We start from the raw sequence: 24,601 nt of genomic DNA, 5'->3' as shown, positions 1-24,601 counted from the left end.
ATGAAGAAGTATATATATGTATTATCAATGGTGCTGGCACTAGGTGCCTGTACCAGCGACTTTGAAGAGACCAATACCAATCCATACGAGATTTCTGATGAATCATTAAAACAGGATTTCAACAATATTGGTGCTTTCTTCCCGGGCTTGTTGTCCAACCTTTATGGTATTCAGATTGACCATAATTTGACCAATGATTCCTTTGCAAGACATTTGGCCACTCCAACACCTTTTGTGGGTGGGGTGAACAATACGACCTATTACTTGCGTTGGAACAGGTACTGGAGCGTGCAGTACAACAACGTAATGGCCCCTGCCAACCAGGTAATTGACATTGCTTCGCAAGAAGAGGGTAATGAGGTGTTTATCGAATTGGCCAATTTGATCAAGATCCTGTCCATGCACCGTCTAACAGTGTACCAAGGGCCTATTATTTATACTGAATTCGGTTTGGGTAAAACAGGGGAGTATGATAGCGAGCAAGTGCTCTACAATGCGTTCTTCTCAGATTTGGATCGTATAATAGGTGTCTTGAAAGCTAATACCGATTTTGGAGGTTTCAGCGCTTTTGATGCCAGTTATGGTGGTGACATTGCCGCTTGGGCCAAGATGGCAAACACCTTGAGGCTTCGTTTGGCCATCAGGATATCCAAGGTAGATCCAGCCAAGGCGCAAGCTGAGGGAGAAAAAGCCTTGGCAGATTCCGCAGGGCTAATTTTGACCAATGCGGAGAACTTCAATATTTCCAATTATGGAAGAAAGTATCACCCAGCGGTCATCTGCTTTGAGTGGAACGATACCCGAATGAGTGCAAGTATGGAATCCATCTTAGGTGGGTATGGAGACCCAAGGGTAAGTGCCTTTTTTGATGAGGCAACCGATCCCGCTGTTGTTGCCGATCACCCAGATTGGCCTTACAAAGGAATCCGTAACGGTGCCACTTTGGGAGCCAAGGATGATAGGCTGAGTTATTCCACTATTGATCTTTCGTTCAACGATCCTGCAGTAGTAACAGATCGTAAAATGATCAGTGCAGATGAAGTATATTTCCTTATGGCGGAAGCCGCACTACGCGGTTGGGCTGGAGCAGGAGATGCTGGAGCGAACTATGAAATGGGAGTCCGGACTTCCTTTGAGCTCTGGGGTGCAGGTGGCGTAGACGACTATTTGGCGGATGATACCAGCATTCCATGGGATTATACAGATCCAAAGGCAGATGCTGGTGTTAATGCATTCACAAACAGAATCACAAACACTATTGCTTGGGATGAAGCAGCTGATAATGAAACCAAATTGGAGAAAATCATTACCCAAAAATGGATTGCTGCTTACACAGATTCCATGGAACCTTGGGTAGACCATCGTAGAACCGATTATCCCAAACTTCCGTTCAATTATCAGAACGATAGTAACTCGGATTGGGGGGTTATCGCAGATGATGATTTCTTAAGAAGAATGACATTTATAGACAGCGAACGGACCAACAATCCTGAAGGTGTCGCTGATGCAACGACTAAGTTAGGTGGCCCCGATGAAATAGGAACGCGACTCTGGTGGGATACCGGAGGACCTAATTTCTAAAAAGGGGAGAAAAAAAACCTGTGGCGACCCCACAGGTTTTTTATTGTACTATCTTAAAAGACATAAACCAATCCAAAATATATGAGTTCCCATTATAAAGCTTTGCTGCTGGTGTTCTGTATGCTTGTTTCATGCAAAAAAATAGATTCCAGCAAATTGTTTTCCAAAATGCCCTCGAGCCATACCGGCATTAAATTTAAAAACCTGGTCACCGAAACGGATGAGTTCAACATTCTTACCTATGGTAATATTTACAATGGGGGAGGAGTGGCCGTCGGTGATATCAACAATGACGGGCTGCAAGACTTATACTTTACAGGAAGTATGGTTGGAAGCCGACTATATCTGAACAAAGGGGATTTTAAATTTGAGGAAATTGCTGAAAAAGCTGGCGTATTTGCAGAAGGGCTCTGGAATACCGGAACTTCAATGGCAGATGTAAATGGGGATGGTCTTTTGGATATTTATGTCTGCCGCTCAGCAGCCAAGGACAAGGAAAAGAGGAGAAACCTGCTCTTTATCAACAATGGGGATTTAACCTTTACAGAAAGGGGAGCGGAATATGGTCTGGACGACTTTGGGTATTCGACCCAGGGCAATTTTTTCGATTATGACAAGGACGGAGACATGGATGTCTTTGTACTAAATCATTCCGTGCAGCCGTATTCGAGCCTTAAAAATGCCTCCAATAAACTAAGGGATAAGTCATATCCGGATTATGCGGATCGTTTGTACCGAAATGACAATGGAAAATTTGTTGATGTCAGCCAAGAGGCTGGAATCATGTCCAGTGTATTGGGATTTGGATTAAGTGTTTCCGTCAGCGACATCAATGACGACACATGGCCCGATATTTATATTTCCAATGATTTTCACGAGCATGACTTTTTGTATTTGAATAATGGGGATGGAACGTTCACCGAAAGTCTAAAGGACTTTATAGGGCACACCTCGCATTTTTCCATGGGGTCTGATATTTCGGATATCAATAACGACGGGAAGCCGGATGTTGTAACCTTGGATATGCTTCCAGAGGGGAACTTCAGACAAAAAATGGTCTCTGGCCCGGATAACTATGACAAGCACCAATTTCTTGTGGATTCCGATTTTCATCATCAGTATATGCGAAACATGCTGCATTTGAACCAGGGGAATTCCTTTGCAGAAATTGGGCAGTTGGCGGGAATACATGCCACCGATTGGAGCTGGGCACCACTCTTTGCGGATTTTGATAATGACGGTTACAAGGACTTATTCGTGACCAACGGTGTTAAGCGGGACTATACCAATATGGATTTCATGAATTTTGCGGTTCAAAAGCGCTTGGAAGAAATGGATTCTGGCGTGGAAACCGCCATTAAGGATTTATTGGAAAACATTCCTTCCACCATCGAAGAAAATTACGCCTACCGGAACAAAGGGGATTTAACTTTTGGAAAAGTGACGGCAGATTGGGGGCTGGATGGGAAATCCCTTTCCAACGGCGCGGCTTATGTGGATTTGGACAATGATGGGGATTATGACTTGGTGGTCAACAATACAGACGATGAAGCTTTCATTTATCGTAATAACAGTGAGCTTCTAGAGAACAACAACTACCTAAAAATACAGCTTCAAGGCAAGGACGGGAATACCTTGGCGGTGGGAGCCAAAGTAATTCTTAAATCAGATACCTTGCTATTGCATCAGGAGTTGTATCCTGCCAGGGGGTTTCAATCCTCCGTAGATCCTTCCCTAATTTTTGGTTTGGGAAGCGTACAGATGGTAGATAATCTAAAGGTCATATGGCCTGATGGGACGGTTACCGTAAAAAGTAACATTGAGGCCAATCAAACGCTGCAGTTGGCGCAAACGGATGCAGCTGTCGCAGAAGCTACTGAGGAAACCTCACAAACCCAGTATTTTTCAGATATAACTTCCGATAGCTTATTGGTTTTTAACCATATCGAAAATATGTTTGTGGACTTCAAGAGGGAATCGCTTATTCCTCACCAACTTTCCACCCAAGGGCCCAAAATTGCCAAATCGGACATCAATAATGATGGCCTTGAGGATATTTTTATAGGTGGGGCCAAAGGTAGTGTTGGAAAAATTTTGGTACAGCGAAGAACCGGTGATTTTACTGAGACTAATGCACTTACGTTCAAAGATGATGAGCCATCTGAAGATACTGCAGCATTGTTTTTTGATGCAGACAACGATAAGGATATGGATCTCTATGTGGTTAGTGGAAGTCATGAGTTTGAAGAGGAGGCTCCTGAACTTCAGGACCGATTGTACATTAACAACAACGGGAGCTTTACCAAAAAGATGTCCGCCTTGCCCAAAATGCTGACCAATGGATCCTGCGTGAGAGCCTATGATTACGATCAGGACGGTGATCAAGATCTGTTTGTTGGTGGTAGGTCAGTACCTGGCCAATATCCTATGGCAGCCAGAAGTTATGTTTTGGAGAACGATGGAAATGGCAATTTCAAGGATAGTACTAACGAGGTAAACAAGGATTTGTCCCGTATCGGTATGGTAACAGATGCCCTATGGACTGATTTCAACGGAGACGGAATTAAAGATTTGATTTTAGTGGGCGAGTTTATGTCCATCCGCTTTTTTAGCAATGAGAATGGAAAATTAATAGAAGCAACCGATGCTGTCGACACCCAAAATTCCAAAGGCTGGTGGAACAAAATTGTTGAAGGGGACTTCGACAATGATGGCGATCAAGACTATATAATCGGCAACTTCGGATGGAATTCGCAATTAAAAGCTTCACCGGATGAACCCGTTCAATTGTACGCCAAGGATTTTGATGATAATGGAGCTATTGATCCCATTTTGTGTTCCTACCTCATGGGGGAAAGCTATCCCGTATTCTCAAAAGATGATTTGGTGGAACAGCTAGCCGGATTGAAAGCCAAATATGTTAACTACTCAGACTATGCCAGCCAGAAAATAACCGATATTTTTTCTCCCGAAGAGTTGGAAGACGCCTACCTTTTGGAAGCCAACAATTTTTCTACCAGTTATATGGAAAATCTTGGGGATGGCAAGTTCAAGCTGACCCCACTTCCTATCCAAACCCAATTTTCACCCATCTACGCAATTCTGGCAAAGGATGTGAACAAAGATGGAAATCTAGATTTGGTTTTGGCAGGGAATTTCTACGGAACCAGAGTTAAATATGGCCGTTATGATGCCAACAATGGGCTTTTGTTGTTGGGCAATGGCCAAGGAGACTTTCAAGCTGTCGCAGATGTCGAAAGTGGCCTCAATGTAGCTGGTGAGGTCCGCGATTTGGTGATGATCAATGGAAATTCGGAAGCTCCGCTACTACTATTTGCAAGAAACAATCAACCTGTGCTGGTTTACAGAGCAACCGCTGAAGACTAGCACTAAAACTAGAATTTTGAAAAAAATAACTACACTTTTATGGATTGTCTCTTTGAGCACCATGGCACAAAACGCCACAATAAGTGAAGAGATAAGACAATTGGATACGTACGGATTTGGAGCACCAAACCCAGTTCCCATTTTAACGGAAAACCCTAAAATATTCCCTTACTTCAAATTTGAGGAATACGCCCATACATCCCAAAAAAAGGGATGGAAAGTGGTTAAATTGGAAAACGAATACATTGAGGTCTATGTGCTACCGGAAATTGGGGGAAAGGTCTGGGGAGCCATTGAAAAGAGCACGGGCAATGAGTTTTTGTATCGGAATGAGGTGGTCAAGTTTCGGAATATTGCCATGAGAGGTCCATGGACTTCTGGTGGTATAGAATTTAACTTTGGGATTATAGGACATCATCCTGGGACAGCAACTGCCGTGGATTATAAAACAGCGACCAACGAAGACGGAAGTGTAAGTTGTTTTGTAGGTAATATGGACTTGCCATCAGGAACATATTGGCAGGTGGAAATTAAACTGGAGAAGGACAAGGCATATTTTGAGACCAATGCCTCTTGGTACAATGGAACCCCATTAAATCAATCCTATTACAACTGGATGACCGGCGCGGCCCCTGCAACCAATGATTTGGAATTTTTTATCCCGGGCAACGGATATCTGGAGCACGATGGCACTTGGAAAAATTGGCCCATTGATGAGAAGGGCAGAAACCTGGCCATGTACAAAAACAACAATTTTGGCACCTCAAAATCCTATCATATTGTTGGGGATTACAAAAATTACTTTGGAGGTTATTATCATGACCGAAATGTTGGCTTTGGACATTTATCACCTTATGAGGAAATGCCAGGACAAAAATTATGGCTATGGGCATTGTCAAGATCGGGTGGTATATGGGAAGATCTTCTCACGGATGCCGATGGTCAGTATATTGAATTTCAGGCAGGAAGATTGTTCAATCAATATTTCCCGGGAGCCAAAAATCCGGTTTCCCAAGCCAATTTTGACCCTTATGTCATGGATTCCTGGCAGGAACTCTGGTTTCCTATCAAAGAAATAGGAGGGATGGAAGCCGCTTCCGCATATGGAGTGTTAAACGTGGAACGGAATGGAGAGACGGCTACGTTGGGAATTAATGCGCTACAAGCATTTAAGGAACCGCTTCAAATTTTTGTGAATAAGAAGGAGGTTTTGAGAGAATCCCTAGAAATGCAGCCCATGCAGATTTTCACCAAAACCTTCCCGTGCAAAGACACAGATACGTTGGATATTGCTGTTGGTGCCGATAAATTGGAGTATACATCAGTAAGTAAAACCTTGCTCCAAAGGGATTTTGTTTATAAGCCAGAAATCAAGCCTTCCAAGGTAGAGCAGTTGTATCATGAAGCTTCGGAAGCCATGAAGTATCGCGAATATGCATTGGCGGATGAAAAATTGGCCGAATTGTTCATCTTGGATAAGACACATCCCGGCGCCCTGATTCTAGCTGCTGAGTCGGCATATAGAAAAACCAGATATGACAAAGCCCTGGAATTTGCCAATACGGCTTTACAATTGGATACCTACAACCCTGAGGCCAATTACCTGGCGGGAATTTCCTATTGGGCCCAAAAAGATGCGCTCAACGCTTTGGAATCTTTTGGTTGGGCGGCAAGATCCATACAATTTCGCTCGGTTTCCTATGCCCAAATGGCAGAAATACACCTGTACAGGAACGAATTGGATAAAGCCGAGAGTTATGCAAAAAAAGCCTTGGCATTCAACTCCTATAACCTAAATGCCAGGCAGGTTTTATTGGTAGTGTATAGAAAGTACAACAATACCGAAGCGTTTAATAGACAGCTACAAAAAGTATTTAAAATTAGTCCTATAAACCATTTCGCCACTTATGAGGAATTTCTTTTCAAACAGGGTTCCTCAAACCATGTTGCAGAGGGCATCCAAAATGAATTTCCGAAAGAGACTTTGTTGGATCTGGCTATGGAATATCGGAACTTGGGACAAAATCAGATAGTCGAGCACTTATTGGATTTTAATTCCACGGATATAAAATCAAAACTTTATTTGGCCTATGCTTCCAAAAATTCGGAAAAGAGTAAACAACTGCTTTCTGGATTGGCAAGCCAGTCCCCTGATTTTGTTTTTCCATATAGACGGGAGACCATACCAGTGTTGGAATGGGCCGTTTCTACCCATGATCATTGGAAGTTTAAATACTACTTGGCCCAAAACTATTTGGCGGTTGGACTAGAAGATAAGGCCATTGAATTATTGAAGAAATGTGGCGATTTACCAGATAACGACACCTTCTACAGCTTCAGGGCCAAGATTCTGGGCGATGCTCCTTATGAGGATTTACATAAGGATTTTGAAACTTCCCTTGCTTTGAACAAGGGCAATTGGAAACGTTGGGATGATTTCATTCTATTCTATTTGGATCATGATAAAAACGTTGAGGCGGCGGTACTTGCCAAGAAAGGTTACAAGAAATTCCCAAGCAATTACAACATAGGATTGAGCTATGCCAAGGCCTTGGTGTCCACAGAAGATTATTCCAAGGCAATAGCAGTACTGGAAAGCTTGAATGTTTTGCCTTTTGAACACGCTTCCGAGAGCAAAAAAATCTATGACCACGCGCACATCTATAGAGCCAAACAGTTTATGGACAAAGGACAGTTCAGTAAAGCCATTCCCCTACTGGAAGCCTCAAAAGAGTGGCCTGAAAACTTGGGAGTGGGTGCTCCTTTTAACCCGGATACCCGAATGGCCGACTATCTTTTGGGCCTTTGCCACGAAAAGCTTCAAAATACGGATAAGGCTAGTAGCTATTTTGAGCAGGTTGCCGATTACCGTAATGACTCCAACCAGAATGTCGTTAGAAATAGCATGTTCAAACTAATGTCTTTGGGAAAATTAGATAAGGAAAAAGATAGGGACACCGTATTGTCCCAAATCCAAAAGGAATCTGAAGACAACCAAACAGCGGCGGGCTTGTTGGCAGTGTACGATCAGGACGAGAGGAGGATGAAGGAGTTAAATGGAAAGCTAAAATGGGACAGCAGATTCTTGGAAATACTGAAGTTTATAGTGAGTCAGCAGTAAATTCTGAATCTTGTAAAATGTGCTGAAACCTATTTCTTAAACTATGGAGAATTGTTCTGGAGCATTGTTTTTCCAGTCAATTCGTTCTATTAATGCCTTGCCAAGTTTCCTGCCAATACCACGCTGTTTTTTTATGTCAGAATTGGGCGGTAGGGTTTGGGTGTGTTTGATCAAAGCCAATCCTTCTTTCACATGCTGATCAAGCAAGTTTTCAGTGGTGGGATTTGTTTGTTCCAAAAGAAATATCAAACCGTCCACGGTTCTCTGGGGTTCCAGCCGCTTCAGTGTTCGGTGTAACGTTTTGGGGTCAAATTGATGAATCAAGGTTTGATACCCAAGGTTTTGGGATTTATCAATAATTCCTTCAATTACAGCTGAATATTTGCACAACTGTTGTTTCGGTAGGCAAACCATGAGTACGTCCGTTTTTTGCTTTCGCAAGGCACAGGCTGTTTTGTTTGGAATGTAGTTGTGATCTGTTGCAAGTTTTCGCAATTTCTTTTTGGTAAGCGAACTGATTTCATCACTGTTGTTCAGTGCCTTGGACACGGTAGAAATGGAAAATCCTGAAATTCTGGCCAAATCTTTTAAATTGGCCATGGGAGCAGTAATCTGCTTGTTGTGTGCTGTTTTTTTGTTGGTTAAACCGTGCATGTTATATTCATTTTGTTCAATTCCTTTTGGAAATTTTGCATTCATATTTTTAGGCCGACTCCCAATCCAATTCTGGATAGTTTTCTCTTAAAAACTCCTTGACCTCAAGAATATCTTCCTTTGCGGTAAGGTCAGGGACATGTTCAGAAAATGGAATCCCGATGGCAGAACCAGGATGATCTTTCAGCATATTCAATAGGGCAGTGGGAAGTTCCTTTTCGTTTCTTTCTGGATGCACAGGGCAATTCTTGATATAGGGATGCATCATTGCCCCGTTAAACGTAAAGGCATTCATACTTACCCGAAGTTTACCGGAAGCATCCCGATATCGCTCCACCTCGCTTTCTGAGGGTTTCTCAATAATGTCCAACAGATGCCCGTCATTATCCAGTTTGGCCAAGGCAAAGCGCGAAATGCGTTCCATGGGAAATAACATGGCATCCCTATCATAGCCTATAAAAGCGTTGGGACTATCGGTCTTTCTAAGCGCGGTCAATGCTTCTACCGAATAAAGGTTATCACTATTGCAAACCGTATAGGAAGTGTTGTTCAACTCTGGAAATTGCTCCAAAGCCTGAAAAACCGCATCTGCCGTACCAAAAGGTTTCACCCTTCCTTCTGGGATATATTGGATGGCAAAAGAAATCTTGAGCCCGTGGAATTCATTGTCCCTATCCTTGTTACCATAAAATTCCCTGAATAGGCCACCCTGCTCCCCAATTACAATATAAATATGGGTGTATCCTGCGCGTTTGGCGTTGTATAGGACATAATCCATCATGGGTCTACCTTCGTTGCCCACAGCAATAAGGCCTTTGCTGCGTTCGTTGGCTTGTTTAATGTCTTCGGCACTAAGCCCTTTATCAGGAGAGACCTGTTTCTTCATTCTGGAAGATGCGCCGCCCGCTAAGACAATAAGATTTGAGTGTTCTTTCATTAATTACAATGTTTTGGTTTGAGGTTCTAAAATTCTTGCGCCTTCATCTATCTGAACAGCATAGGCATCCTTGGCGCCTGATTGCATTAACGCTTTAATGACCTTGTCTTGTTCTCCATCCTTTGCCAAGACCACAATACTGCCTCCTCTGCCCGAACCCACGATCTTGGCTCCAAGAGCACCTGCACCCAAGGCTCCCTCGATCATAGTATCAATACGGGGAACAGTGATATCCAAATAATCTCTTAAGATGTTATGATGCTGGCTCATAAGCTTCCCAATTTTAACCGGATCCAACTCTTGCAGCTGGAATTCAATCAAGGCTTGTTGCGTCACATCATGGTTCAATATGGCTGCGTCCAAGTATATTTTTAGGTCGTCCGGGACATAGTTTCTGTATTTGGGAAGATCATCCTTGGAAATTTTGCCAACGTCGAACGAGGGTAATTTTTCCTTCACCTTGTTGATGGCGAGCAAAGCTTTTTCTTTTAGTTCCCCTAGGACACCAGTAGTATCCTTGGGAATTCCGGACTCGGCCACAATTAAGCCTGACAGTGGTTTGTGAAACACTTCGTATTCCAATTGATCGCCGGTTTCCAAATAAATAATGCCGCCCAAGCCAATGCTAAACTGATCCATTTTACCTCCCGGTGCACCATGAAATGTCACCTCGGCCTCATAAGCAACTTGTGAGATAAATTCTTTTGTTATAGGGACGTTGCAACCATAGGCATGCACCAGAAACAGAGCCCAAGTAAGGATAAGGGCACTGGAACTGGAGGTTCCCGCATTGATGGCAACGTTTCCAGAAATGGTTAGATCGTAGCCGGAGTTTGGTACGCAACCATAATTATTAAGGATTTTTAAGGTGGCCAATAGATGATCTCCTTTGGAAACCTCCTTGTCCTGAACATCGAATTCAAGGATACGTTGTTTTCCAATATCAGGCATGTTGATGACCAATTTGTCCGTACTGTTCTTACTGGCCTCCAATCTTATATGCCGGTCAAAAGCACAGGCTATTACAGGGAGTCCCAAATAATCTTGGTGATCCCCAAATAAACATGTTCTTCCAGGCGCTATAGCAATGATTTTTTCCTTCATTCGCAACGGTTCAATACTGATTTTGCATGGTCCTACTTTTTGGCAAAAAATCGGACTTACACGGTCAATTTTGGGGCAAGATAGGAAAAAATGTGTACGTTAACATAATTTTAGTGTTAAGGTACACAATACATCGGTTTCTTTTTTGGATATATTTGTCACAAGGATGAAAAAAAACACCACAATCAAGGATATTGCCAAGCTGGCTGGGGTCTCTATCGGCACGGTGGATCGTGTGTTACACAATAGGGGCAGGGTTTCAAAAAAAGCCTTGGACAAGGTTAACCAAGCACTTAAGGAATTGGAATACACCCCTAATCCCATAGCTCGGTCTTTAAGGAATAATGTGGTGTACACCATCCACATACTTATCCCGGACGCCAAACAGGATCCTTATTGGGAACCCTGCATGAAAGGGGTTTCCGAACTGATGGATGAATTTTCGGCTTTCGACCTAAATTTTTCCCTGCACACTTTTGATCCTTCCGAACCAAAATCTTTTTTAGGGGCAGGAAATAAAATCCTTGGAGAAAATCCTGATGCACTGCTATTTGTTCCCCTGTTTGGCAAGGAAAGTACCCAACTGCAAAAGGAGTTGAACGATAGGAATATTTTATCTACCACCTTCAATAGTCCGGTATGGGATCATGTTCACCATCATGTAGGCCAAGACTTGTTTTTAAGTGGACGGGTCGGCGCCAAATTGGTGTCCAATCTTATTGACCAACCTGGAGAGATAGCTATTATTCATGTGGAAGAAGCGTACAACAACGCGACCCACATGCAGGAAAAGGAAAATGGGTTTAGATCCTTTTTTGAAGAGCGGCATGAGGAAAATAAAATTTTAACCCTCATTCTAAGTTCCAAAGAAATTAGAAACAACTTTGGTGCAACCGTTAGGAAACACCCCAATATTGAAGCTTATTTTGTAACCACGTCAAGGACTTATGAAGTAGCCAATGCGCTACATAAATTGGGAATAAAAAAACCGGTAATTGGATATGACCTTCTACGGGAAAATGTAGATTGTTTGCAAAATGATCAAGTACAGTTTTTAATACATCAAGCTCCTAGACAACAAGCTTATTTGGGGCTTCGTAGCCTTGTGGAGAAACTTTTATTCAATAAGGAGTTGGCCAAGGTTGAGCTTTTACCCATTGACATCATAAATTCCGAGAACGTAAAAAGTTATCTGTAAGGTAGGGGTCTCTATGTGAGTTCCAAGATGCCAAAGGATGAGGGCACATGAAAATCTGGATCCTCCACCAAAGGATCGATCCAGGTGAGCCAATTTAATCTGGCATTCTGCTTTCCTTCATCTGGAAGTGCAACACAATGGCCTAGATAGATACCTGCATAAAATGCGTTGTTATGTATCAAGCCTAGTTGGTTCAAGGAATGTTTGCTGATTCTGATGTCCACCTGATAATCGGTTGAACCAATATCTGCGGTAACAAAAATATGTCCGTCAGGCCAAGTCCATTGGTAGTCAAATTCCCTATGATAGGAGGCCGAATAATCCAAGATTCTTCCCGATGGATCAATTTCCAAACAATAATAGGTCTGTAATTGTGGGTCTGCGCTAATGAAAATCTCAACACGATCGGACTGGGTTACGTCCATTTTTCCGTTATCCCCATCGTATAAAAGAACATGGGCATCCTGCACTACGTACTTTAAGTACAGATATTCATCGTCATGTAGTGCCTTGAACAAGATTTCTGGGCATTTTTCTTGTCCCCAGGGTTGATGAAAGGCATGTAGACTTTCCGCAGACTTCCATAAGTTGTTGTTAGGGAAAGTCGTTGAGGGTTCGACACCTTTTATTTTTCTTATGGAGTAAACCTTCGTTTGCTGCATCTTGCAAAGGTTACAAAATAAAATGACACCTCACCCAATAAATAGGCTGGGGTCAGGACCTGTGTGGAATTCCTGCAAAGCACTCATTTTTTTCATCTGAAAATTGCAGAAGTAGTGGTAATTCACCATCTTTGGTGGTAACGTTAACACAAATCATAAATCACTAATAATGAGGGTTTTATTATTTTCCGTTTTTTCATTTTTTCTAATTGGTTTTACCGCATGCCAACAGCAAACGAAAATAGCGGTTGCCTCCACTTATGAGGAGCCGGCAGATCCATCACCGGATACCGCATCTGATTGGTCTAAGGCACCACAAGGGTTAAATGCCAGTTTTGCATCCACTGGAATTCGCTTCGTAAAAAGTAAGATGCCCAATGTAGCCCCTAAGAACGCCTGGGAGGCCACAGCTTGGAGAGGAGAACGGGTATCCGCACAGTTGGTGCTCTGGTCCAACGATTCCATTTCCAATGTAAGGGCAAATATATCCGAGTTTGAGTCTGGGTCAGGTGATAAAATTGGTGTTGAATCCTCTAAAGCTCGTTTTGTGAAATACGTGATCACGGATGAATTTGCAGATGGATGCGGCCATAGAAAACCGGAGGATTATGCGGCTTCCTTGGCTGCCGATGCCTTGGATACCGTTGCTTCTTATGCAGTAAAGGCTGGCGAAACACGACCTCTATGGTTGACCATTGACGTACCATCTGATGCGAAACCTGGACTTTATAAAAGTACATTGGAATTAGAGGTTGAAGGACAGAAAAATAAAGACTTTACGCTAGAGTTGACCGTGCAAGATCGGGTTTTACCCAAACCTGAAGAATGGAAGTTTCATTTGGATTTATGGCAAAACCCCTACGCGGTAGCTAGGTACTTCGGCGTTGAGGCATGGTCCGATGAACACTGGGCCTTGGTGAAACCTGGGATGGAACGATTGGCAAATGCAGGGCAAAAGGTAATCACGGTTTCTTTGAACAAAAGACCTTGGGGAGGTCAAACATTTGATCCCTTTGAAGCGATGATTGATTGGAGAAAAAAAGCGGACGGTACGTGGCATTACGACTTTACAATATTTGATAACTGGGTGCAGTTTATGATGGATTTAGGTATCAAACAACAAATCAACTGCTATTCCATGGTGCCTTGGGGCAATGAGATTTACTACTTTGATGAAAGGGAAAACAAAGAAATCAAGGTTAAGGCAGCTCCAGGAACAAAGATATATGAAGAAATTTGGGCACCATTCCTGGAACAGTTCAAATCACATCTGATGGAAAAGGGATGGTACGGTATTGCCCGAATGGCCATGGATGAACGAGGGCCCGAAGAAATGAAAGCCATGTTGGGGATTTTGGAGGAACATGCACCGGAACTTGGTTTTTCGTTAGCGGACAATCACAAAAGCTATAAGCTCTATCCAGACCAGATGAAGGATCTTTCCGTGGCTTTTGGCGCTACCGTTGATGCCGAAGATTTATCCCTCCGCAAGCAAAGGGGATATATTAGTACACACTATGTTTGCTGTGCGGACAAATTCCCCAATGTGTTTACCTTTTCCGACCCATCAGAAGGGGTGTTTATCGGCTGGTACAGCATAGCAGCTGAATTTGATGGTTTCTTGCACTGGTCGTACAACAGTTGGGTGGAAAACCCACTTCAGGATTCGCGCTTCAAGACTTGGCCAGCAGGTGATACGTACTTGGTTTATCCAGGTAATAGAAGTTCCATTCGTTTTGAGACTTTGAGGGAAGGCATTCAAGATGCTGAGAAAGTCCGGGTTTTAAGAGAGGATTTCATAAGTAGAAATATGGAGCAAGAATTGGCGACTTTGAATACACTGGTCAATCAATTCAACATAACCGAAAAACCGGGGGAATTGGAACAAATGCTTAGCGACGCCAAACACCAAATCAATGTTTTGTCTGAAAAGTAATGGGTATCCAGATACATCCAGCTACTAGTCCATAAACAGCCTAGGGAGATATAGGGATAGATCGGGGAAAAGGGTTACCAAAGTTAAGATCAACAGGCTTACCAATAAAAAGGGGAAGCCTGCTTTGCTCACTTTTCCTATGGAAACCTTGCCAATACTGGAGGATACAAAAAGACACACACCCAAAGGAGGGGTGGTCAGACCGATCATGAGGTTGAGCAGGGCTATCACGGCAAAATGAATAGGATCCACATCCACGGCCGTGGCAACTTTCAGCAGAATGGGAAATAGGATTAAGAGGGCGGCAATAGTTTCCATAAAGGTGCCTACAAAAATCAGCAAGAGATTGATCAGCAACAGGACCACATATTTGTTCTCCGAAAAATTGATGATTTCCGAGGAGATCAATTGAGGGAGCTGTTCTGTAATCAGAATCCAGCCAAACAGATTGGCAAAACCTATAAGCACCATCAACGAAGCGGAAGTTTTCATGGAATCCAGGATTACGACCATGGTCGTTTTGAAGGTGAGTTTTTTGTACACTAAACTGCCCACCAAAAAAGCGTAGATCACAGCAATAATTGAAGCCTCTGTTGGGGTAAATACTCCACCAATAATTCCAAAAAGAATGATGAAGGTCATTAACAGCGACCAAAAAGTTTCTACAAACCCTTTCAGTATTTGCTTGGCCGTACTCCGTTCCAATTTGGGATAATTTCTTTTTTTGGCGATGAAATAGGTGAGGACCATTAAGCTAAAACCCAATAGGAAACCTGGCAAGGCACCTGCCAAAAACAATTTCCCAACAGAAAGTCCGCTTAAAGTTGCAGCAATGATCATGGGAACACTGGGAGGTATGATTGGCCCTACTGTAGAAGAGGAAGCAGTGACAGCGGCAGAGAAGGCGGCATCATAGCCTTCCTTTTTCATAGCAGGTATCATTACCGAACCAATACTGGCCGTATCCGAAATTGCTGTGCCCGAAATTCCGGCAAAAAGCATGGAAGCTCCAATATTACCCAGCGCAAGGCCGCCTCGAACATGACCAATCAGATGGTTACAGAAGCCTATGATTTTTTCCGTCAATCCCCCATGGTTCATCAAATTTCCCGCAATTATGAAACCCGGTATACTCAAAAGCACAAATACGTCGATGCCCGAATACATTTTCATGGGCATTACTATAAGGGGAATGCCTTTCAGCAATAGAAAAACCAAGCAAGAGAGACCCAGACAGAATGCAATCGGAAAACGCAATAAAAGACAGATGATAAAAACAGCAAGTAGAATCCAGATCATTTTTTATTTTTTGAAAAGGGAAATCAATTTAGCTAGGGCATAATAGGAGATGGCCAGCCCCATAATCGTAACCCCAATAAAGGCCACGGCCATAGGAAATCGCAGACTTGGCGATTTTTCAATCCAACCGTCCATTACAAATTGAAAGCTGTGATAGGTGAAAATCACGAAGAGAACCACAATCAATATATAAATGGCCTTCATGATCAGCAATTTCAATTTTGATGGGAGCTTTTCGTATAGGAAATCGAAATGGACATAGTAACTGCCCCGCATGGCCAAACCTGAAGCGCAACCAATGGCAAAAATGAAAAAGAGGCGAGCGGCCTCCTCTGTCCAAGAAGGAGCTTTGGCCATAAAAAAACGGGCATAGATTTGTATAAGCGTAGAGGCCACAAAGCCCAGCGTGCTCAGAAGCGTACCCCACTTCAACAATTTTCCAACCTGTCTTTGTACTATTTTCATTGTTTTAGATCGTTTCTTAGTTGGGTGTAGATTTCCTGCATTTCTGGAGATAGAGTATCGAAAATGGCATCTCCGCATTTGTCTATAAAGGCTTTGTTGTCTACCTCCACAAAAGTCATCCCCAGGGCTTCAAGTTCTTGTCGGGCGTTTTCCTCGTATTCCATGAAGATCTTCTTTTCATAGGCCTGCATGTCCGCAGCAGCTTCAAGAAAAATCTCTTTGAGGTCATCCGGAAATTTTTGAAACTGTTTTTCCCCAATCAACGGATATACCCAACTGACCACATGTCCTGTGAGGTTCAAATAATCCTGTACTTCATAAAAACCGGAAACCTTGATTTGGGCGAAGGGATTTTCCTGGGCTTCAATAGTACCTTGCTGTAGCGAGGTGAAAACTTCGGAAAATGCCATAGGGGTTGCCTTGGCCCCTAAAGCCTCCCATGCCTTTACAAAAGCTGGAACATTGGGTACCCTGATGATCAGACCGTTTAGGTCATCTGGATGCTTAATGGGTCTATTTGAAGTTAGGTGTCTGGTACCCATGCGAAAATACCCTACAGGTCGCAGTCCTGCTTTGGCAATCATTTCTTGTTCGATACGTTTCCCAAGCGGGCCGTTGACCAATTTGTCAACATCATTTGGATCTTGCAGCATGAAAGGCATTTCACAGAAAACCATCACCTCCACCCAGCTGCTTAACATGGCACTGGTAATGGTCATGTCAATCACTTCGGCCTGAATCATGCGAATGGCCTCTACTTCCTTTGCCAACTGTTCCGAGTGGTAGTTTTGCAGTACAATTCGCCCGTTGGAACGTTCTTCCAGGATTTCCCCAAAATATTGGAAAGCTTTGTACCACGTATGGTCTTCACCTACCAAGTGACTGGCTCTGAGCAAAAATTCAGGTTGATCTTTTTTAGGTGAACATCCAACCATCAATAAAAGGAATGCCAATCCTAAAATTAGGTTGAGGTTTTTTTTCATTCGAAGAATGGGTTGTTTGTTTGGTTGGATTCCAATTTACAAAAAACAATGGGCTAATTTCCCATTCTTCACAATTATAAAAGTTGTTTGGGATGTTGTTCCGATTATAACATGCCATTGGCTTTGTGTTTTATTTGGATTGGATGAACAGGATTCTTCCAAAGTGATGCTTTTAAATGTTGAAAATCAGCTTATTTTCGAACTTAACTCTACCATGGACAACGGAATAATGCCGTAAGTTTTCTACAGATAGACTTTTTTAGGTTTCTTTGGTAGGAATTATAAAGAATAGGATTCAATCTTAAGTTTCAAAAAAGCGTATGGGAATATTGAACAAGTTTAGCTTAGCGGGTAAAACTGCATTGGTTACAGGATGTAAACGAGGTATTGGAAAAGCCATGGCCTTGGGTTTGGCGGAAGCGGGAGCAGATATTATTGGGGTGAGCGCTACATTGGAGGCCTCTGGGAGCGATGTGGAACGGGAGGTGCAGTCCATTGGAAGAAACTTTACGGCTTACAGCTGTGATTTTGGCCAACGGGATTCCCTCTACAACTTTATAAACAAGGTGAAATCGGATTTTCCTGTCATCGATATTCTTATAAACAATGCAGGAACCATAAAGCGCGCCCCAGTGACGGAGCACTCAGATGCCTTGTGGGATGAAGTGATTGAAGTGAATCAGAATGCCCAATTTATCCTGACCAGGGAAATAGGAAAGGAGATGGTTAAAAGGGGAGCTGGTAAAATTGTGTTTACGGCTTCACTCTTGACTTTTCAAGGAGGTATTACCGTTCCTGGGTACGCGGCCAGTAAGGGTGCCATAGGCCAGCTCACCATGGCATTCGCCAATGAATGGGCCAAACACGGGGTAAACGTAAATGCGATAGCACCAGGGTATATTAGCACGGATATCACGGAAGATCTTCGGGAAAATTCGGAAAGATCCAAAGCCATTATGGCAAGGATTCCGGCAGAACGATGGGGAAAACCCGAGGATTTTGCAGGCCCCGTGGTATTTCTTTCGTCAGAAGCGGCCGCTTACATGAATGGGAGTATTATAGTGGTGGATGGTGGCTGGATGGGTAGATAAACGGAGTACGCCACCCAAATATCTCAATATTCTCCTAGTACTTTAACCTTGGGTTTATGTCCAATTGGGAAATTGCAGGAATTGGCAATAAAACACATTTCGTTGGCCTTTTTATGCAGTTCTTCCACAAGTTCCAAATCCACGGATGCTGCCACAACGATTTCTGGATGTAGTGTCACCTCCTTAAACCTTCCGCTGCCATCCTTTTCCTCGGTCATGGTACCTGTTGCCTGGTCTTGGTATTCCAACACCACAATTTTTTTCGTGCTGCACAAATGCAGAAACCACAGCATATGACAGGATGCAATTGAAGATAGAAAAACGTCCTCAGGATTATATCTTGTTTTATCTCCTCTGAAACTTGGATCCGAAGACCCTTGGATCAGGTGGCTCTTTAAGGGAGCACTTACTTCAAAATCCCGACTATAGGAACGGTAATCTAAAGTACCCACTCCCTGACTTCCTATCCATTTAAGATCTATTTGGTACTTATGTTCCTTCATGATAAGTTATGTAAGCGAATCTTTTGAACTATTGGGTTGGAATTTTACATCATTCAGTTGCTAAAGATACTACGATCAATTTTGTAAATATTGATCCAGAACGGTCATCCGTAAACGCAGAAGGGGCATCCGTCCATTGGGAGGCCATTTTCATGGATGGGCGTATTATGTTTGTTCACGAATTAATGAAAGGTCATAGACATTTAGGTTCAAACCTCCGAACAGTCAGATACAAAGTATTTTGAGAACACTTTTCAAGCGTTCCTTACCTAATTCTGACAACTACGAGGTTTCCGTTGTGCTGAGGGGTTTTGAGGTTGAGCCCCTTGGCCGACGGTTTTGGATCAGCATACAATATATCTTCATTCACTTAACCTGCATGTTTGGACAAAGAGTCGAGACCCGGACTCTTTTCCTTTTTTTACCCATTATCCTGCATCAACATTTTTCCAACAAATTTGTGCACAACTATTCCAATTCAATCTAAAGTGAAATGTAAGTTTCTGTACAAAAAACCTACTTTTGTAGAACAAATTTTAGGAGAATTTTTGTTATGTCAGAACAGATAGAAAGATTAAAAACATTAATTATAGGCTCAGGTCCTGCTGGATATACTGCGGCTATTTATGCTTCAAGAGCGGACTTGAAACCCGTAATGTATACGGGAATGGAGCCAGGAGGCCAGTTAACCACTACCACAGAAGTAGATAACTTTCCAGGATATCCAGAAGGAGTTGATGGGCCTACCATGATGGTCCAATTGCAGCAGCAGGCGGAACGATTTGGAACTGAAGTACGAATTGGAATGGTGACTGCCGTTGAATTTAGTGATGAACCAGGAGGAATACATAAAATCACTGTGGATGATAGCAAGCAAATTGAGGCTGAAACAGTTATCATTTCCACTGGAGCCACAGCGAAATACTTGAACATTCCCAGTGAACAACGCCTTAGAGGTGGAGGTGTATCAGCCTGTGCCGTTTGTGATGGGTTCTTTTATAAAGACCAGGAAGTGGCCATTGTTGGGGCGGGCGATACCGCAGCGGAAGAAGCCTCTTATTTGGCCAACATCTGTAAAAAGGTGACCATGTTGGTGCGCAAGGACTATATGAGGGCTTCCAAAGCCATGCAACATAGGGTAAATAGCCTGGACAATATCGAGATTAAATACAATACGGAGGTTGATGAGGTTTTGGGTGATCAAGTGGTTGAAGGACTTCGCATGGTCAATAACCAAACTGGGGAGAAAGAGGATATTGCTATTACAGGGCTGTTCATAGCCATTGGGCACAAACCCAACACCGATATTTTCAAAGGTCAATTGGATATGGATGAAACCGGATATATCATTACCGAAGGGAAGTCCACCAAGACCAATAAGCCAGGTGTTTTTGCGAGTGGAGATGTTCAGGACAAGGAATACCGCCAGGCAGTTACCGCGGCCGGTACAGGTTGTATGGCTGCCCTTGATGCTGAGCGTTATTTGGCCGCTGTGGAGAGCAAAGAGGCTGTGGCATCATAGCTGTTGATATCCAAAAAAGATAGATATGTGATAATAAAAAAGGCACCGCAAAAAAGCGGTGCCTTTTTTAGTGGAGCGCTAATTCAATTAATCAATGCGCTTATAGTTTTCTGAAAACGTCCGTTGACCCTCTTCGTCAAAACTGATTTGGCTATAGGTGTCATTGGTCAGGTTTAGTTCAAAATTAAAAACGCGCAGGGTATCCATGGCCCGCATCATGGGCGATGATGCATACTCCAAGGTTTCTATAAGGGAATCTGCCGTAATTCGGTAAGTGCCATACCCAAACCATTCCAAGGAATCTTGGGGAGCATATCTGGACCACATAACTTTTCCATTATAATACATTTTTACCTGTCTATATCCATCCGCTGTTGGAATGGTATCAGAAATATTTACACCGTCATCATAATTGTAAAAACTCTGAAGTTCCCAAGTCCCTTCAATTGAATGCATTGCTGGAGCTTTTGGTGAGCCAAATTTTGACGCTGATATCAGAAAGAACATCAACAGAGCCAATCCGAGTATTTTTTTCATGGCATTGCGTTTAGTGTTAGAATTCAGTTTTCCACATATAAGGTATGATTTTTTTAACAACTAATCAATAAATACCCCTTAAAATTGATAGTATCAAAATCACCTAAATAAATCCCAGGCCCGAGGCATTTTTTCGATTTTTGGGTCATTTCACTTTTCCCTACATTTTTCAATTTCTGAAAAACCAGGAAAAGACGTAAGAGCCAGCCGGTGAAGATGATAGCTCTTTCTTAAACCCATTGAAGCAATATTTTTACAACATTTTTGGATGTATTGTAGAATTTTATAACTATTTTACGCCTTTCTGCGGTTATTCTTACCTCAAATACCGCTTTCATGAAACATGAAAAGAAAATAGTTCAATCTCTTTTTTAGTGACCCTTAACGCGCACGGCATTCAGTATTGAAATGTGTATGCAGCGGTTATGGTCTAAGTAGAATTACCAAATCTTACATTTATGAAGAAACTATTGTATGCAGGCTATGCATTTTTCTTTGTAGCACTTACCTACGGACAAACAATCTCAGGTAGTGTTACAGATGAATTGGGAGCACCGTTACCCGGGGTCTCGGTGGTTGTTCAGGGAACAGCCAATGGAACAACAACAGATTTTGATGGAAATTATTCCATCTCCGCTTCAAGCGGACAAGTACTGCGATTTTCGTACTTGGGTATGCTGACCCAAGAAATTACCTTGGGTTCGCAGACCAGGCTCGATGTTGTCATGGAAGAAGATTCAACACAATTGGACGAAGTGGTGGTCACTGCTTTTGGTGTTGAGAAAAAGGAAAAATCCCTCGGATATTCCGTACAAAAAGTGGATGTAGGGGAATTGAATCTCGCGGGCAACGTAAACCCGCTGGAAACATTGAGCGGAAGGGTGGCTGGAGTTCAAATCAATAGAACATCAGGATCGGCCGGTGGTGGTGTGGATATCCTGATTAGAGGAGTTACCTCAGTGAATCCGGGAAGGGACAACCAACCCTTGATCATTTTGGATGGAATTGCCCTTAACAATGACACCTTTGCGGGAAACGTTTTACCCAGTGCGGGATCTAACGCAACCGGGAGCAATGAACAGTTTGCCTTTTCCAACAGGGCAAGTGATATTAATCCAGAAGATATTGAGAGTTTTAACGTACTTAAAGGTGCTGCGGCCACATCCCTTTATGGGATAAGGGCATCCAACGGAGCCATTGTGATCACTACTAAAAAAGGAAGGCAAGGCCGTACCAGGGTGGGGGTTAGCGCATCAACATCCTTAAGGGAGGTAAAAAAGACCCCAGAATTACAAACCATTTATAGGGAAGGCCACAGGACTACAAAAATACCTGCTGTGGATGACCCCAATAGCCCAGATGGATATACCAGATATGCTGGATTCTCTTTCTACGCATGGGGGGTTCCGTATACAGATGATAGCTTCACTTTGGAAGATGACACTGTTGTAGACTTGAGCAATGATAAGTTCCATAGCCCCTACAACTTGTTCAAGACTGGCGTAAACACTCAAGTAAACGTTAACATTAGTGGTGCTTCCGATACGTTTGATTATTATTTTTCCGCCGGAAAAAGCAGTGATGAAGGTATCTTGCCCAATACTTTTTACGACAAGCACAATTTCAGATTAAAAGGGGGGCATAAGGTTAATGACAAGTTTGGGATAAAGGCTTCCATAACGTATGCCAACTCTGGTGGTGCCAGAGGTGTTGGAGGAGATAAGTCTGTCTTTAGCTCATTGTCTTATTGGGCAGCAACCTTTGACATTAATGACTATTTGCTACCAGATGGGTCAGAGAAAAATTACTCGGACGGAATTATAGATAATCCAAGATACCTGGCCGAGAAAAGTAACCTCAAGGACGAGGTGAACAGATGGGTTGGTAATGCAACTTTTAACTGGAAGCCCGCTGCTTGGGCCAACATTACCTATGCTGCACAAGTGGACAACTATTCGGATCTACGTAACCGTTTTGTACCTGCTGATGTGGATGTAGGAAGTCAGGTTGGTGGTTTTATCGTAAATGAGAACATCAATTTTTTAGGACTCGAGTCCAACTTCTTGGCAACCTTCACCACGAGTTTTTCTGATGACTTTGGGGTATCAATGACCTTGGGCCATCAACTCTCCGATATAAAAACCGACTATTCCTTTATAAGGGGAGAAGGTCTGAACGTTCCAGGAATCAATGAGATTAGCAATACCTTGAACCTTTTTGGCAATACCACAGTTACCCAGTTAAGAAACATGGGTGTCTTTGGAGATTTAAGATTTGAGTATAAGGATGTCTTGTTTTTAACCCTTACCGGGCGTAACGATTGGATTTCGGTGATGCCTCCACAAAATAGATCCTTCTTTTATCCAAGTGCCAGCCTATCTTACTTGTTCCATAATATGATAGACCCCAATGGTGATTTTTTCACATTTGGTAAGCTTAGGGCTTCCTGGGCGCAGGTAGGTAAAGGCCCAAATTTTGGGCAGATTGGCCAATATTTCATTAATGATAGTGATTTTCCGTTCAGTGGTGCAGGAGGATTTAGGGCCAGTACACAGTTTGGCGACCCGGATTTGATTCCGGAAAGGAACAATACCTTGGAAATTGGCACAGATCTTAGGTTTTTGAAAAATCGGTTACGATTGGATTATTCGTACTATAAATCCAAGGTCTCAGATCAAATATTTCCAGTTGGCGCCGCATATTCTTCTGGCTTGTCCAGCGTGGTTAGGAATGCAGGAGATTTTGAGACTTGGGGACATGAATTACTGCTGAGCTACAAGATTATAGACAGCGAAGACTTTGATTGGGAGGCCATTACCAATTTCTTCACCAATGGGAGCGAGGTGACCGCTGTTCCAAACGATCTGGACGAAATAGTTTTCTTTGATGATTGGATTACGGCCAAAGCAAAGGTAGGAGATGAATTGGGCACTTTATACGGATGGGTGTTCCAAACCACTCCAGATGGCCAACGCTATGTAGGACCCGAAGGAAAGTGGGTGGTCACAGGATCGGAAAACACTGGTTTTTATACTGAGGGCGACAATCAAAAAGTGGTGGTGGGCAACGCATTCCCAGATTATGTCCTTACACTTTCCAACTACTTTAAGTACAAAAATCTAGGACTTAACTTCTTGGTAGAATATAAAGCCGGGGGCGATTTGTACGACAGGGGAAGACGCAATGGTATTAGAAACGGTAATCTGAAACTGACCGAGTTTAGGGATGAAACCAAAGTTCTGCAGGGGGCTATGGACGATGGCAATGGTGGTTTTACACCCAATACCCAAGAGTTATTGGTCACTGCCAATGATTTCTATAGAGACGCCAATAACTATAATGCGGCCTCGGAAGTTTTATTGCAAGACGGGTCTTGGGTAAAATTGAGAACCCTAGGACTGAGCTTTGACCTTCCCGCAAAACTTTTGGACAGAATGGGGATGACAAGAGCTGCAATCAATGCAAATGCGAACAACATTATTTTATGGACACCATTTGAAGGTTTTGATCCAGAAGGCAACCAGTTCAGTGCTGGAAGTAATATCTATGGATTTACCGGACTTACCACGCCTTTAACCCAAAGTTATTCACTTGGGCTAACCTTTGAATTTTAAAAAAAGA

Annotated in this window: 17 protein-coding genes; 8 read left to right on the top strand and 9 right to left on the bottom strand. The window is 42.9% G+C overall.

Annotated elements, in window-relative coordinates; all coding sequences use genetic code 11:
• The 3 genes from ACO6S0_RS11020 (at window position 1) to ACO6S0_RS11010 (ending at window position 8,089) form a co-directional block, all read left to right on the top strand.
• Window positions 1-1,581, top strand: a complete 1,581-nt coding sequence (locus ACO6S0_RS11020) for a SusD/RagB family nutrient-binding outer membrane lipoprotein (protein ID WP_422348432.1) — start codon at window positions 1-3, stop codon at window positions 1,579-1,581.
• Window positions 1,582-1,662: 81 nt separating this feature from the next.
• Window positions 1,663-4,968 (top strand): VCBS repeat-containing protein, encoded by a 3,306-nt coding sequence (locus tag ACO6S0_RS11015; RefSeq protein ID WP_422348431.1) that lies wholly within the window; start codon window positions 1,663-1,665, stop codon window positions 4,966-4,968.
• A gap of 16 nt (window positions 4,969-4,984) precedes the next feature.
• The gene (locus ACO6S0_RS11010; protein ID WP_422348430.1) at window positions 4,985-8,089 is read left to right on the top strand and encodes a DUF5107 domain-containing protein; all 3,105 of its coding nucleotides are present in this window, start codon (window positions 4,985-4,987) and stop codon (window positions 8,087-8,089) included.
• Window positions 8,090-8,125: 36 nt separating this feature from the next.
• Here the strand turns inward: ACO6S0_RS11010 and ACO6S0_RS11005 are convergent, their stop codons facing one another.
• The 3 genes from ACO6S0_RS11005 to ACO6S0_RS10995 are packed head-to-tail and all read right to left on the bottom strand — an operon-like array spanning window position 8,126 to window position 10,784.
• The gene (locus ACO6S0_RS11005) at window positions 8,126-8,788 is read right to left on the bottom strand and encodes a LacI family DNA-binding transcriptional regulator (protein WP_422348429.1); all 663 of its coding nucleotides are present in this window, start codon (window positions 8,786-8,788) and stop codon (window positions 8,126-8,128) included.
• Between the two features lie 4 nt (window positions 8,789-8,792).
• A complete protein-coding gene (locus ACO6S0_RS11000) occupies window positions 8,793-9,680 on the bottom strand; it encodes a sugar phosphate nucleotidyltransferase (RefSeq protein WP_422348428.1) in 888 nt (295 codons plus the stop codon).
• Between the two features lie 3 nt (window positions 9,681-9,683).
• Complete coding sequence (locus ACO6S0_RS10995; RefSeq protein WP_422348427.1) at window positions 9,684-10,784, bottom strand: galactokinase family protein; 1,101 nt, start codon at window positions 10,782-10,784, stop codon at window positions 9,684-9,686.
• A 166-nt stretch (window positions 10,785-10,950) separates the two neighbouring features.
• On the opposite strand from ACO6S0_RS10995, the gene ACO6S0_RS10990 reads away from it, so the two are divergent.
• Window positions 10,951-11,982, top strand: coding sequence for a substrate-binding domain-containing protein (locus tag ACO6S0_RS10990; RefSeq protein ID WP_422348426.1), 1,032 nt, complete (start codon window positions 10,951-10,953; stop codon window positions 11,980-11,982).
• A gap of 11 nt (window positions 11,983-11,993) precedes the next feature.
• Here the strand turns inward: ACO6S0_RS10990 and ACO6S0_RS10985 are convergent, their stop codons facing one another.
• A complete protein-coding gene (locus ACO6S0_RS10985) occupies window positions 11,994-12,644 on the bottom strand; it encodes a carbohydrate-binding family 9-like protein (RefSeq protein ID WP_422348425.1) in 651 nt (216 codons plus the stop codon).
• 169 nt (window positions 12,645-12,813) lie between these two features.
• Here ACO6S0_RS10985 and ACO6S0_RS10980 point away from each other — a divergent pair, with 169 nt between their 5' ends.
• A complete protein-coding gene (locus tag ACO6S0_RS10980; protein ID WP_422348424.1) occupies window positions 12,814-14,580 on the top strand; it encodes a glycoside hydrolase domain-containing protein in 1,767 nt (588 codons plus the stop codon).
• Window positions 14,581-14,604: 24 nt separating this feature from the next.
• On the opposite strand, the gene ACO6S0_RS10975 is transcribed toward ACO6S0_RS10980, so the two are convergent.
• The 3 genes from ACO6S0_RS10975 to ACO6S0_RS10965 are packed head-to-tail and all read right to left on the bottom strand — an operon-like array spanning window position 14,605 to window position 17,327.
• Window positions 14,605-15,879 carry a TRAP transporter large permease gene (locus tag ACO6S0_RS10975; protein ID WP_420400180.1) on the bottom strand — a complete coding sequence of 425 codons (1,275 nt, stop codon included), beginning with the start codon at window positions 15,877-15,879 and terminating at the stop codon, window positions 14,605-14,607.
• A gap of 3 nt (window positions 15,880-15,882) precedes the next feature.
• Window positions 15,883-16,344: a TRAP transporter small permease gene (locus ACO6S0_RS10970; RefSeq protein ID WP_422348423.1), complete on the bottom strand. Its 462-nt coding sequence runs from the start codon at window positions 16,342-16,344 to the stop codon at window positions 15,883-15,885.
• Complete coding sequence (locus ACO6S0_RS10965) at window positions 16,341-17,327, bottom strand: TRAP transporter substrate-binding protein (RefSeq protein WP_422348422.1); 987 nt, start codon at window positions 17,325-17,327, stop codon at window positions 16,341-16,343. The genes ACO6S0_RS10970 and ACO6S0_RS10965 overlap by 4 nt, the downstream gene beginning before the upstream one ends.
• A gap of 326 nt (window positions 17,328-17,653) precedes the next feature.
• Between ACO6S0_RS10965 and ACO6S0_RS10960 the strand changes: the two genes are divergently transcribed.
• Window positions 17,654-18,418, top strand: coding sequence for an SDR family NAD(P)-dependent oxidoreductase (locus ACO6S0_RS10960; RefSeq protein WP_422351819.1), 765 nt, complete (start codon window positions 17,654-17,656; stop codon window positions 18,416-18,418).
• Between the two features lie 23 nt (window positions 18,419-18,441).
• On the opposite strand, the gene ACO6S0_RS10955 is transcribed toward ACO6S0_RS10960, so the two are convergent.
• On the bottom strand, window positions 18,442-18,921 hold the full coding sequence (locus tag ACO6S0_RS10955; protein WP_422348421.1) for an OsmC family protein: 480 nt from the start codon (window positions 18,919-18,921) through the stop codon (window positions 18,442-18,444).
• Between the two features lie 553 nt (window positions 18,922-19,474).
• On the opposite strand from ACO6S0_RS10955, the gene trxB reads away from it, so the two are divergent.
• Window positions 19,475-20,443: a thioredoxin-disulfide reductase gene (gene trxB, locus ACO6S0_RS10950; protein ID WP_422348420.1), complete on the top strand. Its 969-nt coding sequence runs from the start codon at window positions 19,475-19,477 to the stop codon at window positions 20,441-20,443.
• Between the two features lie 87 nt (window positions 20,444-20,530).
• On the opposite strand, the gene ACO6S0_RS10945 is transcribed toward trxB, so the two are convergent.
• Window positions 20,531-20,980: a hypothetical protein gene (locus ACO6S0_RS10945; protein ID WP_422348419.1), complete on the bottom strand. Its 450-nt coding sequence runs from the start codon at window positions 20,978-20,980 to the stop codon at window positions 20,531-20,533.
• A gap of 458 nt (window positions 20,981-21,438) precedes the next feature.
• Between ACO6S0_RS10945 and ACO6S0_RS10940 the strand changes: the two genes are divergently transcribed.
• Complete coding sequence (locus ACO6S0_RS10940; RefSeq protein ID WP_422348418.1) at window positions 21,439-24,594, top strand: SusC/RagA family TonB-linked outer membrane protein; 3,156 nt, start codon at window positions 21,439-21,441, stop codon at window positions 24,592-24,594.
• The last annotated feature ends 7 nt before the right edge of the window (window positions 24,595-24,601 follow it).

Origin of the sequence: Flagellimonas sp. (assembly GCF_965233845.1) — a bacterium.
Taxonomy (GTDB): Bacteria; Bacteroidota; Bacteroidia; order Flavobacteriales; family Flavobacteriaceae; genus Flagellimonas.
Note: the sequence above shows the minus strand (reverse complement) of the source record. Positions and strands in the feature narration are given on the sequence as shown.